Origin of the sequence: Streptomyces sp. NBC_00859, from assembly GCF_045161865.1 — a bacterium.
GTDB lineage: Bacteria > Actinomycetota > Actinomycetes > Streptomycetales > Streptomycetaceae > Streptomyces.
Genome location: NZ_CP108826.1, coordinates 5214641 through 5229701, shown reverse-complemented (window position 1 = coordinate 5229701; position 15061 = coordinate 5214641). Strand labels below are relative to the sequence as shown.

Here is a 15061-nt window from a genome sequence, read left to right as displayed (position 1 = left end):
ATCAGGAGGAGGTGCCGCAGCGCCCCGAGCAGAAGGCGACCGTCAGCTCCTTGACGAGCGCGTTGCGCTCGTAGACGTCCAGCTCGACGAGCCCCCGCGCGGTCAGCCGTGTCACCGTGTCGTCCACCGCGTCCACCACCGAGGTCAGCACGGCGTCCCGGTGCCGGGCGTCGATCGCGGCGACCTGGCTCCGCCGCATTGCGTCCGCCACCTCGGGGGCGTACTCGATCCTGGTCGGCTGCGCCGAGAACACCTCGATACCGACCGGGAGCGCCTCCGTCCTCAGCATCCGGGTCAGCGCGTCGCCGACCGCCTCGCTGTCGCGCAGCGTCGGCGCTCCCCCGTGGAAGGCATCGGCCGGAAGCCGCGAGAGCACCCGGGCCATCACCGACTCCACCTGCTCGCACAGATAGGCCTAGTGGTCCTCCACCGCGTAAGCGGCGCGCGCCGTGTCCTTGATCCGCCACACCACCAGGACGACAACGCGCAGGGGTGTTCCGTCGGCATCGAAGGCGCGCAGCGGCTCGCTGCGCCAGTGCCGCAGCCGGACGTCGACACGGCGGCGCAGCAGCAGTGGGCTCGTCCACACCAGGCCGGTCCGCCGTACGCTCCCCCGGTAGCCGCCGCAGAGCGAGAGGACCCACGCGTCACCGACCCGTCCGCGCCCGAGCCCGCCGAACGCGAGAAGCGCCAGCGCACCGAGCACGGCGAGCACCGCGCCCGCCTCCGGCCCCACCCCCTGGTACGGCATCGCGTCGAGCCGGAGCAGTGCGGCCACCGGAGCCGGGACCGCGCCCGTCCTCCACAGCACCGCCGCGAAACCGGCGAGCGCGACGGCGCCGGAGAGCAGCGCGGCGGCGCCCGGCAGCGCGACACCAGGCCGCTCAGCAAGCCCGGCGTCGGCGGGCGGCGCGGGCCTGGTGGCCCCCTGGGCACGCGTGTCCGTCCGGGCCGACTGCCGCTTCGGCCCCGCGGAGCCCCTCGGGTGACCGGCCGGCCTGCCGACGGCACGGAAAGCCTGCGCCGTGCTCTCGGGGGCCTCGTCACGGAACAGCAGATGGACCGGGATCTCCGCCGTGGTCTCGTTCATGATGACCGAGGTCCTGCGCATCGCCGGCCGCCCCCCTGCGACCTGCCCGGACCACACGGGCACGTCGGGCGCCACGGGGCCGCCCGGCCCTCCGGCCGGTTCGACCTGTCCGTCGAGCCCGCCGTGTTCGCCGGGCGCCGGAGCCTGCGCCTGTTCCACCGGCGCACCCGGCCCGGCCCGTTCCACGGACTCGGTGAGTGAACCGGGCGCCTGCCCCGGCGCGCCTTCCATGCCGGTCACCGGCGGTGCACCCGCCGCCGCTGCTGTCGTCTCGGTCATGCGAAGAGTCGCCTCCACGTCTCGGGGCCCGGATATCCGTCGGCCGCCGCACCGGTCCATCCCTGACTCCGCTGGAACGCCTCGACATTGCGCCGGTCCGCCTCGCTCCACCGGGCACCGGGGCCGGTCGTGTAGTACTTGCCGAAGCCCTTCTTCACCAACTGCTCCCCCAGCTCCCGCACATGAACGCCGGTCCGGCCCGGCCTGAAGAACCGGGCACCGGGGAAGGCCTTGCCGCGCGGCGTGCTGCTCCCGCCGTCGCCGCCACTGGCGCTGTCCACGCGCCCCGCGGCGGTGCTCCTGCTGATACTCCCGGCCCTGCCCGTGCTCCCGGCGGTGGCCTTGCCGGTCTTCTCGGCGGTGCTCACCGTGACGCCCTTGGCGGAGCTCGCCGAAACACTCTCGGCGGTGTTCTTGGTGGATCTCACCGGGATGCTCTTGGCGATGTTCCTGGTGGGGTTCCTGGTGGGGTTCCTGGTGGAGTTCCTGGCCGGACCCGCGGAGACGCCCCCCTTCGCTGCGGCCGGGATGTCCTTGCCGCTGCCCTTCACCAGCAGCCTCCAGGTGGACGGGCCGGGCAGCCCGTTCGCGTCGTCACCGTTCCATCCCTGGGCCCGCTGGAACGCCCGCGTGGCCCTGCGGTCGGCCTCGCCCCACCTCGGGCCTGGGCCCTGCCGGTAGAAGCGGCCGCCGCCGCGGGTGACGAGCATCCGGCCGAGCCGGGTGACATTGCCGTTCTTCGCGCCCCTGCCGAAGGATTTCGTTCCGGGGTAGCCGGTGACCGGTACGGAACCGGCGCTGCCGGTGCTCAGCCCCTTGTAGCGGTAGGCCACGTAGCGGCTGGAGTTGGTCCAGTAGGCGTACGGGGTGGCCTTCGCGCGAGTGTGCGGCTTCGTCTGCTCGTACGCCAGGTAGGTGGTGCGGGCGGAGTTGCTCCAGCCGCCGAAGATGGTGACGTGTGAGCCCTTGTTGGGGTCGGCGGGGTTGTGGAACAGCAGGATGTCGCCCGGCTGCAGATCACTCTTGCCCGTCCGCACCCCGTACTCCGCCAGGCCACCCGTCCATTCACTGCCGTCCAGCCCCCAGGCCATCGAGACGAAGCCGGAGCAGTCCTGCCGGTACCCGTCCTTCCAGTCCCTGTCCATGCGGTACGGGACCCTGGCCGCCACCCACTGCTTCGCGCGGCTGATGATCGCCGTCCTGGTGGTGGCGGGGAGCTTCGTCGCCTCGACGGGGGCGGCAGCCGGCTCCCTGGCGTCACCGGCCGGACCCGTGGCAGCTGCCACCGTCCCGCATCCGAGCACCACCCCGGCAGCGGTCGCCAGTACGAGAGCACGCCGCGCGCCGTGGACCGCGGGGTGGCCTCCCTCCCGCAGGGACAGGGTGCGGGATGCCGAGCGGCGCACCTCGACGCACCCGGCGCAGCCGCAGTCACTGGCGGGTTCGTACTCCTCGAAGACCGGAAGCGTCATACGTGTCCCCTCCGCGTTGTTGGAATTCCGCAACGGCGCATCTGCACGGTCGTCAGTTTTACAACGATGCGGACGAATCGCATTTTGACGTAACGAAGGGGTACAAACCGACCGTGGGACCTCTCGCGAGGTCCTGAGCACGTCCGCCGGTCCGGTAAAGTTGTCCAGGTCAGCAGGCGCCGCTAGCTCAGTTGGTTAGAGCAGCTGACTCTTAATCAGCGGGTCCGGGGTTCGAGTCCCTGGCGGCGCACGCGATACCGAAGCCCCCCACCTCACGGTGGGGGGCTTCGGTCGTTCCCCACCGACCACCCCGCCCCGTCGGCCACCTCAACCCGCCAGCGGTACAAGGGAGTTCGAGGCTCAGCTGCGTACGGCCCCCGCACACAGCGCAACGGAGGGGCGCCCGGCGGGCGCCCCTCCGACTGATCTTCCCCACACGATGAATCCCCACAGCGGATCACGTAAATAAGTCACCGAAGTAGGTCAAACAGGTCATACGGACCGCGCACACGGCTCCCGCCTCACCCCTTGGGCACACCCGTGAGGTAGGCGGAGACCACGACGTTCGCACTGTAGGCACGCGTCGTACGGTCGAACGAGCCTCCGCACGTGATCAGCCTCAGCTCCGCGCGGCCGTGCACGCGCTCCCCGTAGACCTTCTTCGCGTCGAAGTGGCTGCGCTGGAAGACCTGGACATCGTCGACGGTGAACTCGGTGACCGTGCCGTCCGTGCCCGTCACCCGTACCTTCTCGCCGGGGCGCACCGCGCTCAGGCCGTAGAAGACCGCTTTCCTGGTGTTGGTGTCGACGTGACCGACAAGCAGCGCGGGCCCCGCGGCGCCGGGACGGGCGCCGTCACCGAACCAGCCGACCTCGTGCGGTTCATTGAACGGCGGCGGGTCGACAGCCCCGTGGGCGTCGAGCCCGCGGGGCACGATCGGGGCGTTGATCCCCACCGACGGGATCTGCACCCGCTGCGGCCGCACTCCGCCGAGCGGGTCGTGGGCCGGTGGCAGTGTGACCCCGAGCGGGCGGCCCACCGCGGCCACATCACCGGTCTTCGGCCCCGAGCTCCCCTCGGGGCCTTCGGTGATCTGGCGGCCCCAGAGCCACAGCCCGAGCAGCAGAACGGCCCAGGCGACCCCGGTCAGCAACCGCCCACTGCCCGACGTCGAGCCATCGGACGACATCTCAGCTGCTGCGCCGGCGCCGGACGCTCCGGCCCGCCACTGCTACAGCGGCGATCCCGGCGAGCACGAGTCCGATGACCGTGTGCCGGGAGTCCGGACCCGACTCCTGGGCCGCGACCGTGGCCGTGGCGCCGCCGCCCGCGTGGACAGGGGCGGTCGGGATGACCAGCGGCCTGGGGCGGTCGTGGTTCTGCCGGACGACGGTGATCGTCCCGGTCACGACGGTGCGCCCGCACATGACCTGGACCGTGTAGTCCCTCGACTGGGCGTCGGAGCGGATCGTCGCCTCCGCGTACATGGACCCCCGGTCGGCGGCGGGCGAGAACGCGGCCTGCGAGTCGAAGGCGTCCGACCTGCCGTACGGCTTGCCGCTCTTGCAGCTCACCCTGAGGTCCACCTCCTCACCGGGGGCGAGAACGGACGGGCTGACCGTGACCGACCCCGAGGCCCCTTCGGCCGGGGCCGCGATCGCGGCTGTGGGGAACAGGGCAGCCGTGGCCGCCGTGACGGCACAGAGAGTTATCGGTATGAGACGCATGGTGAACCTCCTGTTACGAAGGTTGCTGCCTCACCGGCCATCCCGCATCCCGGAAAGGCGCACATACGTCCGATCGGGGCGCGGCCCCGGTGTCACCGGAACGGACCACGGCGCGCGCCGGCGGAGCGGGCCCCGCGCATCCGGCGTGGGGCCCGCAGCGGTCGGGGGGCACCCGATCCGGCCACCGGACCGGCGTGAATAGGATGGCCGCCTCGGAGCCCCCCGTTCGGATCTCCGGTGTTCATCCCGCCGAGCCGCCAGGAGCCAGTCCCCATGACAGAGCGCAAGCCCATCGAATCGTGGCTGACGGACATGGATGGCGTGCTGATGCACGAGGGCGTCCCCGTACCCGGAGCCGACGCGTTCATCCAGAAGCTGCGGGACACCGGCAAGCCCTTCCTGGTGCTCACCAACAACTCGATCTACACCCCGCGCGACCTGCACGCACGGCTTCAGCGGATCGGCCTGGAAGTGCCGGTGGAGAACATCTGGACCTCCGCGCTGGCCACCGCCAAGTTCCTCCACACCCAGCACCCGGGCGGCACCGCGTACGTCATCGGCGAGGCCGGGCTGACGACGGCCCTGCACGACGCCGGGTACATCCTGACGGACGCGGACCCCGACTTCGTGATCCTGGGCGAGACCAGGACCTACTCGTTCGAGGCCCTGACTCGGGCGATCCGCCTGATCAACAACGGGGCCCGTTTCATCGCCACCAACCCCGACAACACGGGCCCCTCGCCGGAGGGGGCCCTGCCCGCGACCGGTTCGGTGGCCGCCCTGATCACCAAGGCGACCGGCAAGGACCCCTACTTCGTCGGCAAGCCCAACCCGCTGATGATGCGCACCGGGCTGAACGCGATCGGCGCGCACTCCGAGACGTCCGCCATGATCGGCGACCGGATGGACACCGACGTGCTGGCGGGTCTTGAGGCCGGGATGGAGACCTTCCTGGTGCTGACCGGACTGACGGCCAGGGCCGACATCGGCCGCTACCCGTACCGGCCGACCAACGTGGTGGACTCCATCGCGGACCTCGTCGATCTGGTCTGATCAGCCCGGCCCGATCAGCCCGGCCGGGTCACTGTGCGGTGATCCCGACCCCGTCGACCGTCCAGAACCAGTTGTTGCCCCCGGTGTAGCGGAACCGCACCTGGGCGCTGGTGGCTCCGGCCGGGACCTGGAGCGTGAGGTTCTCGGTGCGGGACGAGGTGTCCTCGGTGTAGGTCCGCACGCTCACCGGGGCCGCACCGTCGTAGCCGACCAGCACCTCACCGCGCTGCGGGGACTCCTGCCGGTAGTACGTCGTGTACGTGAGGGTCGCCGCGTGACCGCCCCTGACCGGGTAGGCGGGGCTGATCAGGGTCGAGTCGAAGGCCCCCGAGAAGGACTTGTCCGACCACTCGTCCCCGTCGGCGACGGCGAAGACACCGCGCGCCCGGACGTTCGACTCGCGCTGCTGGTCGGGCTCGGCCTTGGTCCAGAACTCGTCGGTGGTGAAGGACCAGCCGCGCCACTCGGTGACCCCGCCGGTGCCCATCGCGGAGTTGTCGACCGTCCAGCCGGGCGGCGGGGTGTGGGTGAAGCCGATGACACCCGCGCCGATGCCGCTCTCGTCGACCGGTCCGGTGAGCCGGGGGCGCAGTGCATCGAACGCGTCGGCGGCGGGCTGCTGGAGCGGCCGGCCGTCGAGGCCCCAGGCGGGGTCGATGGCGATACCGAGGTGGGCGAGTGCGGAGGCGGCGACGTCCGGCATCCGGATGTCGTACCGCGTGGAGCCGGCGCCGATCCCGGCGCCCCGCGCTATCAGGAACGTCTGGCGCTCCTGCCAGCTGGAGCCGCCGTGGCCGCCGGGGTCGGTGTGGCCGTGGTCGGCCGTGACCATGATCAGCCAGTTCTCCGATGCGTACGTACCGCGGGACTCGATCGCAGCGACGAACTGCCCGACCGAGGTGTCCACCGCGTGGATCGCGTCGAGGTACTCCTGGCTGGCGGCGCCGTGTTCGTGGCCCGCCTCGTCGACCCCGTCGAGCTGGACGAAGTGCGCGTCCGAGCTGCCTGTGGCGAGCCGGTCGGTGAGCCGTGAGGTGGTACCCGTGTCGTACTCGGCGGTCGGGGTGTTGATGCGGGTGTCCACCTTCGCGGAGAACACCTGCGTGGTGATCGGGTTCCAGGACGCGATGGCGTAGGTGCCGAGCGCGGGATTCGCGTTCTCGACGCGGGTCAGGAAGTCCGGGTACTGCGCGAAGTCCTGCCCGGCGAAGGTGTTGTCCATCACCTTGTGCTTGTCCGGCCAGACGCCGGAGATGATCGTCGACCAGCCGGGGCCCGAGAGCGTGGGCGCGAAAGGCGCGGCGTACAGGGGGCTGGCCGCGGTCAGGCCCGCGGCCATCAGTGCCTTGATGTGCGGTGCGTCCGCCACCTGGATCTTGCTCAGCAGGGTGCCGTCCAGGCCGATGACCAGGACCTTGGGCTTTCTGTCCGCGGCGCGCGCGAGCTGGGCGAGGGGGCCCGCGGCGACGGCGAGTGACGCGGCGCCGACCAGGAGGGAGCGGCGCGACAGCTGTGGAGACACGTGGTCCTCCGGTGAGGGGTGCGGGCGGGGGCAGTCCAACGCCCGCGCCGGAGCGGAGGCGTTGGCCTTCGGACTAGACCCGTTATCCTTTCGCAACAGATCGCCGGCTGCCAGGGGTGTGCGGTGAAGTTCTTGCCAACGCCCGGTTCGGGTGCGGCACTTCATCGGTCCGCTGGGCTCAGCTGTGCGTTGCCGACTTCCAGTCCTCGACGTACGAGGTGAGATTCCTGGAGATGTCGTCCCAGTCGGGCGCGAACACGTCGACGCCCTTCATCAGCGCACTCAGCCCGGTCGCGTTGGCGTCGGTCGCCTTGATGTCCTGGCGCGCCGGGAATCCGCCGCCGATCTCGCTGACCTGCTTCTGGGCCTGCTCGGCGAGCATGAAGTCGAGCAGCTTGCGGCCGTTCGCGGAGTGCGGGGCCTTACGGACCAGGCCGGCCGCGTACGGGAGCGCGAAGGTGGTGGGCCGGCCGCCGCCCGCCTTCGCCGGGAACCAGATGCCGAGGTTCGGCATGGTCTTCGACTGCGCGTAGCTCATCTGGACATCGCCGTTGGCCGCCAGGATCTCACCCTTGTCGACCTTGGGGGCGAGCTTGCCGGTCGACGCGGAAGGGCCGACGTTGTTCGCCTGGAGCTTGCCCAGGTACGCCATGGCCGCCGTCCTGGAGCCGAAGTCGTGCATCGCCTTGATGAGCACGGCGGTGCCGTCGCCCGCGACGCCGGGTGTGGAGTACTGGAGCTTGTTCCGGTACCGGGAACCGAGCAGCTCGTCCCAGGTCGTGGGGGCGGTCTTCAGCTCCTTCTTGTCGTAGACGAAACCGAAGTAGTTGTTGACGACCGAGGTCCAGGTACCGTCGGCCCCCTTGTCGGCCGGGGCGACCTGGCCCGAGCCCCTGGGCGCGTACTTCTGGAGCAGCCCCTTGGAGTCGGCCTGCTGGATGAACGGTGGGAGTGTGACGAGGACATCGGCCTGGGTGTTGGGCTTCTCGCGGACCGCGCGCTGCACGACCTCGCCCGAACCGCCCTCCACGTAGTTGACCTTGATGCCCGTCTGCTTCTCGAAGTCCTTGAAGACCCGGTCGTACCAGCCGTCGTCGTTCTCGCCCTTGAGGCCGTCGGCACTGTAGACCGTGACGGCCTTGGCGTCGGACGCGGCGGAGGATCCACCGCACGCGGAGAGGGAAGCGGCGAGGACCAGGGCCCCCGCGGCGGCAACCGGCTTGATGTGGTGGCGCATGACGTTTCGTGTCTCCTGGAGGTCAGGTCGGTACAGCGGGTGGCAGGGGGAGTTCAGCGGTAGGACGCCCTGGTGCGGATACGGGAGACCGCGGCCAGGACCAGCAGGGTCGCCGCCATCAGGACCACGGCGACGGCCGCGCCCGTGTAGAGCGAGCCGCGGTCGGTGGCGGCGAATATCTGGATCGGGAGAGGCGTCCAGTCCGGCGGGTAGAGCATCATCGTGGCGCTCAGCTCCCCCATGGACAGGGCGAAGCAGAGCCCGGCCGCCGCTGTCAGGGACGGCAGCAGCAGAGGCAGCCTGATCCGCCACAGGACGTACCAGGGGCGGGCCCCCAGCGACGCCGCGGCCTGCTCGTACACCGGGTCGAGGCGCAGGATGGCGGCCGCGACGGACTGGTGGGCGAACGCCGTGACCAGAATGGTGTGCGCCAGGATCACGATCGTGGAGGTGCCGTTGAGCAGGACCGGCGGTCTGCTGAACGCCACCAGCACGGCGAGGCCCACGACGACCGAGGGCACCGCGACGGGCAGCATGAACAGCGCGTCCATGAGGCGCCGCCCGCGCCTTCCCAGCGCGGCTCCGGCGAGCGCCGCCCAGGTCCCGGCGGTCAGGGCGAGCACGCTCGCGCACCCGGCGGTGATCAGGCTGGTCGTCAGGGCGTGCAGGGAGTCCCCGCCGGTGGCCGTCGCGTAGTGGCTCACGGTCGCTCCCGAGGGGAGGGCCCCCGACCAGTCGGTGGCGAACGAGGCGAGCAGGATCACCAGGAGCGGCAGGGCGAACAGGGGCAGGAAGAGGGCGAAGAAGAGGACCCACGTGGCCCACTTGCCCGTACGGCTATGCACCAGCACGGCGGGCCACCATCCGGTAGAGGGAGTAGAGCCCGACCGAGATCGCCACATTGACGACGGCGACCACGCACGCGGCCGGGTAGTCGGATTCGAGGATCGCCTTGCCGTACACGAGCATCGGCAGGGTCGTCACGCCCTTGGCTCCGGTGAAGAGCACGATGCCGAACTCGTTGAGGCACATGACGAGCACCAGGCTGCCGCCGGTGGCGAGCGCGGGCAGCGCTTCCGGCAGGATGATCCGCCGCACGATCCGGGCGGGCCCGGCCCCCAGCGACGAGGCCACCTCCAGCTGTGCGGTGTCGAGTTGGGAGAAGGCCGCGAGCAGCGGCCGCATCACGAACGGTGTGAAGTAGGTGATCTCCGCGAGGAGTACGCCCCACGGCGTACTGAGGAACCGGAACGGCCCCTGATGCGCCCCGGTCAGGTCCGTCCACGCCCCGTTGGCCATGCCGGCGGAGCCGTAGACGAAGAGCAGCGCGAGCGTGATCAGGAAGGACGGGAAGGAGAGGAACACGTCGATGAACCGGGCGACGGCCTTCCCGCCGGGGAAGGGCACGAAGGCGATCACCAGGGCGAGCGCGAACCCGAGGACGAGACATCCGGCGGTCGATCCCACAGCGAGCCGGACGGTCGTCGACAGCGCCTGGCGGAAGGCGTCGGAAGCGAAGACTTCGGTGTAGGGGGTGTAGGGCGCGGCGGACGTGCCGCCCGTGTCGGGGGTGAAGGACTGCTGGACGACGAGTGCCAGCGGATAGAGGAAGACGAGTGCGAGCACGGCGACGGGCGGCAGGGCCCAGATCCAGCGCGGCGGTGACCGGCGCACGGCCGGAGCGGTTTCGGCGCTCGCCGCGAGCGCGTCGGCGCTAGCCATCGGACGCTCCCGCCAACGCGTCCACCGGGCACTCCGCCGTCCCGCCAGGTGTCGCGGCGGCCGTCACGCCCGACGTGAGCAGGACCGCGTCGTCGGCGGCGAAGTGCAGCGTCACCGCGTCGCCCAGCGCAGGAGTCTCGCGCAGCTCGCGGACGTCGGCCTTGACCCGGTGGCCGTCCACGTCGACCAGCAGCCGGTGGGTGGAGCCGCGCCACTGGACCTCGGCGATCCTGCCGCGCAGCGGGTTCGGGCCCTCGCCGAGCCCGACCAGATGCGGGCGTACGCACAGGGTGGCCGCGGCGCCGGCTGCGGCGGCGGCGTCCGTGCCGGTCAGGGTCAGCTCCGTACCGGCGAAGGAGACCACGGCGGCGGCGCCCGGCCCCGCGCTCCGTACCGTGACGGGCAGCAGGTTGGCGTTGCCGACGAAGGAGGCGGTGAACTCGGAGCGGGGACGGCGGTACAGCTCCTGCGGGGTGCCGCAGTCCTGGAGGCGGGCACGGTCCATGACGGCGATGCGGTCCGCCAGGGTGAGCGCCTCGACCTGGTCGTGCGTGACGTAGAGGATCGACACCTCCGGCAATTCCCGGTGCAGACGGGCGAGTTCGGCCAGCATTCCGGACCTCAGCCGGGCGTCGAGCGCGGAGAGCGGCTCATCGAGGAGCAGCACCCCGGGGCGGATGGCCAGGGCCCGTGCGATGGCGACGCGCTGCTGCTGGCCCCCGGAGAGTTCACGCGGATAGCGCTTGGCGTAGGAGGCCATCCCCGTCATCCCGAGCGCGTCGGCCACCCGCTCCGGGATCTCCCCCCTGGGCACCTTCTGCGCCCGCAGGCCGAAGGCGACGTTGTCCTCGACCCGCATGTGCGGGAAGAGCGCGTACTGCTGGACGACCATGCCGACGCCGCGCCGGTGCGGCGGCAGCCGCGTCACGTCGCGCCCGCCGATGAACACGCGTCCGGCGGCGGGCGCGACGAACCCGGCGACCGCCCGCAGTGCGGTGGTCTTGCCCGATCCGGAGGGGCCGAGCAGAGCCATCACCTCACCGGGTTCGACGGTCAGGTCCAGGGAGTCCAGAACGGTGTTTCCCGCGTACACGACGGAGACCCCGTCGAAGCGGATGCCGCTGGTCATATCTCCACCCGGGCCAGCAGGTCCGGGAGTCCGGCGACCGAATCCAGGACGTGAGTGGCGCCGTGCTCCTCCAGCTGCCCCTTGTCGTGGGCGCCGGTGAGGACTCCGGCCACGACGCCGGCCCCCGACCGCACGCCGCTGAGCATGTCGTACGAGGTGTCCCCCACGACTGCCACCTGGTCCATCCCGTCGACGGTGCCGGCGCGGGTGCGCAGGAACGCGGCGAGCACCATGTCCGGCCAGGGGCGCCCGCGTCCGCCCGCGTCCGCGGGGCAGAGTGTCAGGTCGGCGAGGTCCTGCCAGCCGAGTGCGGCGAGGATCGCGTCCTGGGTGGTCCGGGCGAATCCCGTGCTCAGGACCACGGTCCGCCCGTCGGCCCGCATCCGCTCGACGGCCTCACGGGCGCCGGGGACCGGGGCGATGTGCCCGGCGTCGACCAGCTCCCCGTAAGCCGCTTCGAACGCGGTGTTGGCCTGCTGGGCCTTCGCCTCGGCCCCGAAGAGGTGCCGGAAGACGGAGATCTTGGACTCCCCCATGGTGGCGCGCACGTAGTCGAGCATCGAGTCCGGCTCGGCGCCCGTCCGCCGCGCCGCCGCTGCGAACGCCCGCTCGACGAGACCGCCGTCGGCGACAGTGGTGCCCGCCATGTCGAGCACCACCAGATTGATCGGTTTGTACACGGTCAACTCACTCACCATCCGAGGTCGTTCGCGGTCTTCTCGGCTATCGCCGGGGAACAGGTCATGCCTCGCCCGCCGGGCCCGGTGACGAGCCACACGCCGTCGCGTACCTGCTCGCGGTGGATCACGCGGGTGGTGTCGGTGCACTGTGCGTACACCCCGGCCCAGCGGTGGCGGATCTTCGGCAGCGGGCGCCCGATGAAGGACTCGGCGACGCGGGCGACGTGCTCGTACGGCTCTTCGCGCACATCGAAGGCGAAGGGGTGCTCGTACTCGTGGGTGTCGCCGATGGTCAGCCCGCCGTCGGCGCGCTGCACCATCAGCAGCTGCATACGGTGTTCGGCGGCCACCGGGTCCTGGGCCTGGTGTGCGTTGAGGGTGTCCAGGGCCTCGGACGCGTACGCCGGGTAGTAGCGGAAGGAGTCGGCGTCGGCCACGGATGTGGTCAGGCGCTCGCCGAGCGGCTCCGTCTGCATCATCTGCAGGCGGACCCGCCGGACCGGCAGCTCCGGGGCCAGTTCGCGGACCAGACCGCCGAGCCAGGCACCGGTGCAGAGGACCACCGCGTCGCCGGAGTGCACATCGCCGTGGTCGTCGCGCACCGAGCCCGCGCCGGTGACCTCACGGACCTCCCGACCGCCGAGGTAGCGGTATCTCCCGGATGTCAGCAGGGCCTTCTTCAGTTCCAGCTGGGCGATGCGCGGCTCCACCGCCGCGTCCTGCCCGCACCACAGGGCCGCTTCGAACTCCCCGCGCAGCGCCGGGTTGATCTGCCGCGCCTCCCGCGCTGTCAGCAGCCGGTAGCCGCGCGCCGCCGCGTCGTCCCGCTCGAGCGCGGCCTCCGCGACGTCCCGCTCCAGGGCGTTCCGTACGGGGGTGAGCGACCCGGTGGCGCGGAAGCCGATGCCCGGCACCCGCTTCCCGGTCTCCTCCCACAGTTCCCGGGCACGCAGGGCGGTCTCCAGCTCCTCCCCGCCGGCCCGCCCGCTGACCCACACCTGTCCGAAATTTCGGACGGAGGCGCCCCGTGCCTCGGTCTCGCGCTCGATCTGTACGACCTCGTGGCCGCGTTCCACTGCGTGCCAGGCGTGCATGGTTCCCACCACGCCGGCTCCTACGACGATGACTCTCACGACGGCAACGCTGCGGGGGGCGGGTGGCCCTTCGCCGACCCTGAGGCGACGCCGCGGTGAACAGCCTCACAAGTCTGGACTAGACCCGTTACCTTTCTGTGATGCAACCGGCTCCCGATTCCGGACCGCGGGCCTGCGCCCCGGCCTCAGTTCGGGGCGAGCCGGGTGGTGAAGCTGAAGCGGTCGCCGCGGAACAGCGTCCGCACCCGCTCCAGGGGCAGCCCCCGCGTGTCCCGCGAGACCCGGTGGATCAGCAGCATCGGCAGCGCGGGCGGCGTGCCGATGAGCAGGGCTTCGCGCGGTGTCGCCAGGACCGTCTCGATCCGCTCGTCCGCGTCGCCGAAACGGATACCGAGCCGGTCGCGGAGGAAGTCGTAGAAGGACGAGTCGGGCTCGAACTCCGTTTCCAGCGAGGGGACTCGGTCCACCGCGACATACGTGCTCTCCAGGCCGACGCGTTCGTCGTCCGCGAGCAGCACCCGCTCCAGGTGCCAGACCGGCTCACCCGGGCGGAGGCCGGTCTCCGCGGCGAGTGCGCCGGGGCAGGGAAAGCGGTCCAGCGAGATGAGGTGGCGCCCGGGGGTGCGGCCCTGGCGGCGCACGCCCTCGGTGTAACTGGCCAGCGCCAGGGGCTGTTCGAGCTTCGGGCCCGCGACGACGGTCCCCCGCCCCTGCCGCCTCAGCCGCCCTTCCAGGACCAGTTCGCGCAGCGCCTGCCGCACGGTCTCGCGGGAGACCTCGTAGCGCACGGCCAGGTCGCGCTCGGTGGGCAGTGCCTCGCCTTCGCCCAACTCCTCCATGAGGAGCGAGACATGGGCCTTGACCGCGTAGTACTTCGGGATGCGGCCGTGTTCCGGGATGCCGGAGCGGATCGGTGCGCCAGGTGCCTGGCTGTGCGGGTAGTCCACGGGTGGATGGTCCCAGACCCGGGTGAACACATCGGCGGGGCGGTGCCGCTGAGCGGGTCGGCCCCGCCATGCCCCTTCCCCGGACGGCGCGGCGCCGCCGTGTGGCTACCGGCGGCGCTGGATCCTCGGGCGCCGCGACCCCACGACCAGTGCCGCGCCGAGCAGCACACAGGTGCAGGCGATGGTGCCCAGTGTCCGCAGCCGGTGCGGCCGGCCGGTCCTGGCGAGCTCACCGGGGAAGCGGTGGGCGCCGGTACGCGGGCCGACCTCGGGACCGACGCCGGCCCGGCCCCCGATCACCCCGTCGTGGACCCTGCCGGGAATGCGCTCCCCCGGTACGCGCTCGCCGGGCACGTCCGTCCTGGTGGGGTCGGCGGATGGGGCGGCGGGCGGAATGACGGGAGGATCGGCGGTGACGGAGAAGCGGTAGTCGCCGGAGTCACCCACCCAGTCGCCGTCGTCGCCGTGCCGCCGGACGACAGCGGCGTCGGCTGTGACATCGTCCGGCGTCGTGTCCCCGGCGAACGCGAGCCGGACAGCGACGGAGACGGTCCGGCCCGCCGGAACGTCGAATCCGCCGGCTCCGTCGCCGAACGGGCCGATGTGCTCGTCCTCGTCGGTGGTCGTGAAGGGCACCGGCCGCCAGCGGTGTGCGCCGGGGTCGTCGAACTCCATCCGGATCTGCCGGTCCTGCAGTTTCCGTCCGCGGTCGACGATGGCGACGACGGGGTGGATGTCGCGGCACAGGCGGTCCGATGTGTTCGTCAGCCGCAGCGTCCAGGAGTCGAAGTCGCCACCGGTCACGTACGAGGTCGGACCACCGTGAATCCGGGCCTCGACGGGAAAGGCGGAGTCGTCCCGGTCGGCGCAGCCGGGCGCGGACGACGCTCGGGCCAGGAGGGCCGCGGCCCGGACAGTGGCTTTCCGCGCGGCCAGGCTCCGGAGCGTGATGCTCTGCGCGGCGCCGGTGCGGGCCGCGCCGCTCTGCGCGGTGGCCGGCGGCGCGCCGGTGAGCAGCAGGGCGGCCAGAGCAGGGGTGACGGCGGCCGGGGCCGCTACGGTGGCGAGGGCACTGCGCAGTCGCATGGGACGCCTTTGCTGATCGCGT

At 71.6% G+C, this 15061-nt stretch carries 13 protein-coding genes, 1 tRNA gene and 1 pseudogene; 2 read left to right on the top strand and 13 right to left on the bottom strand.

What is annotated here, in order from left to right; all coding sequences use genetic code 11:
- Window position 1: 1 nt before the first annotated feature.
- Window positions 2-1090, bottom strand: a pseudogene (locus OG584_RS22915) (SPFH domain-containing protein).
- Between the two features lie 275 nt (window positions 1091-1365).
- Window positions 1366-2841 (bottom strand): peptidoglycan-binding protein, encoded by a 1476-nt coding sequence (locus tag OG584_RS22910; RefSeq protein WP_405780535.1) that lies wholly within the window; start codon window positions 2839-2841, stop codon window positions 1366-1368.
- A gap of 176 nt (window positions 2842-3017) precedes the next feature.
- Between OG584_RS22910 and OG584_RS22905 the strand changes: the two genes are divergently transcribed.
- Window positions 3018-3091: transfer RNA gene (locus OG584_RS22905), tRNA-Lys, on the top strand.
- A gap of 271 nt (window positions 3092-3362) precedes the next feature.
- On the opposite strand, the gene OG584_RS22900 is transcribed toward OG584_RS22905, so the two are convergent.
- On the bottom strand, window positions 3363-4031 hold the full coding sequence (locus tag OG584_RS22900; RefSeq protein WP_405780533.1) for a class F sortase: 669 nt from the start codon (window positions 4029-4031) through the stop codon (window positions 3363-3365).
- A gap of 1 nt (window position 4032) precedes the next feature.
- Window positions 4033-4569 carry a hypothetical protein gene (locus OG584_RS22895; RefSeq protein ID WP_405780532.1) on the bottom strand — a complete coding sequence of 179 codons (537 nt, stop codon included), beginning with the start codon at window positions 4567-4569 and terminating at the stop codon, window positions 4033-4035.
- A 273-nt stretch (window positions 4570-4842) separates the two neighbouring features.
- On the opposite strand from OG584_RS22895, the gene OG584_RS22890 reads away from it, so the two are divergent.
- Complete coding sequence (locus tag OG584_RS22890; protein ID WP_405780530.1) at window positions 4843-5622, top strand: HAD-IIA family hydrolase; 780 nt, start codon at window positions 4843-4845, stop codon at window positions 5620-5622.
- Window positions 5623-5650: 28 nt separating this feature from the next.
- Here the strand turns inward: OG584_RS22890 and OG584_RS22885 are convergent, their stop codons facing one another.
- From OG584_RS22885 to OG584_RS22845, 9 genes are all read right to left on the bottom strand, one after another.
- Entirely contained in the window at window positions 5651-7144 is a 1494-nt protein-coding gene (locus OG584_RS22885; protein ID WP_405780528.1) for an alkaline phosphatase family protein, read from the bottom strand.
- A gap of 178 nt (window positions 7145-7322) precedes the next feature.
- Entirely contained in the window at window positions 7323-8381 is a 1059-nt protein-coding gene (locus tag OG584_RS22880; protein ID WP_405780527.1) for a 2-aminoethylphosphonate ABC transporter substrate-binding protein, read from the bottom strand.
- A gap of 53 nt (window positions 8382-8434) precedes the next feature.
- On the bottom strand, window positions 8435-9232 hold the full coding sequence (locus tag OG584_RS22875; protein WP_405780525.1) for an ABC transporter permease subunit: 798 nt from the start codon (window positions 9230-9232) through the stop codon (window positions 8435-8437).
- Window positions 9219-10103, bottom strand: coding sequence for a 2-aminoethylphosphonate ABC transporter permease subunit (locus OG584_RS22870; protein ID WP_405780523.1), 885 nt, complete (start codon window positions 10101-10103; stop codon window positions 9219-9221). Before OG584_RS22870 ends, OG584_RS22875 begins: the two co-directional genes overlap by 14 nt.
- Window positions 10096-11232: an ABC transporter ATP-binding protein gene (locus tag OG584_RS22865; protein ID WP_405780522.1), complete on the bottom strand. Its 1137-nt coding sequence runs from the start codon at window positions 11230-11232 to the stop codon at window positions 10096-10098. The genes OG584_RS22870 and OG584_RS22865 overlap by 8 nt, the downstream gene beginning before the upstream one ends.
- The gene (locus tag OG584_RS22860; RefSeq protein ID WP_405780520.1) at window positions 11229-11912 is read right to left on the bottom strand and encodes a phosphonatase-like hydrolase; all 684 of its coding nucleotides are present in this window, start codon (window positions 11910-11912) and stop codon (window positions 11229-11231) included. The genes OG584_RS22865 and OG584_RS22860 overlap by 4 nt, the downstream gene beginning before the upstream one ends.
- A gap of 11 nt (window positions 11913-11923) precedes the next feature.
- A complete protein-coding gene (locus OG584_RS22855; protein WP_405780518.1) occupies window positions 11924-13045 on the bottom strand; it encodes a TIGR03364 family FAD-dependent oxidoreductase in 1122 nt (373 codons plus the stop codon).
- A gap of 146 nt (window positions 13046-13191) precedes the next feature.
- Window positions 13192-13953 (bottom strand): GntR family transcriptional regulator, encoded by a 762-nt coding sequence (locus tag OG584_RS22850; protein WP_405780516.1) that lies wholly within the window; start codon window positions 13951-13953, stop codon window positions 13192-13194.
- 105 nt (window positions 13954-14058) lie between these two features.
- Window positions 14059-15039, bottom strand: a complete 981-nt coding sequence (locus OG584_RS22845; protein WP_405780514.1) for a hypothetical protein — start codon at window positions 15037-15039, stop codon at window positions 14059-14061.
- Between the last annotated feature and the right edge of the window lie 22 nt (window positions 15040-15061).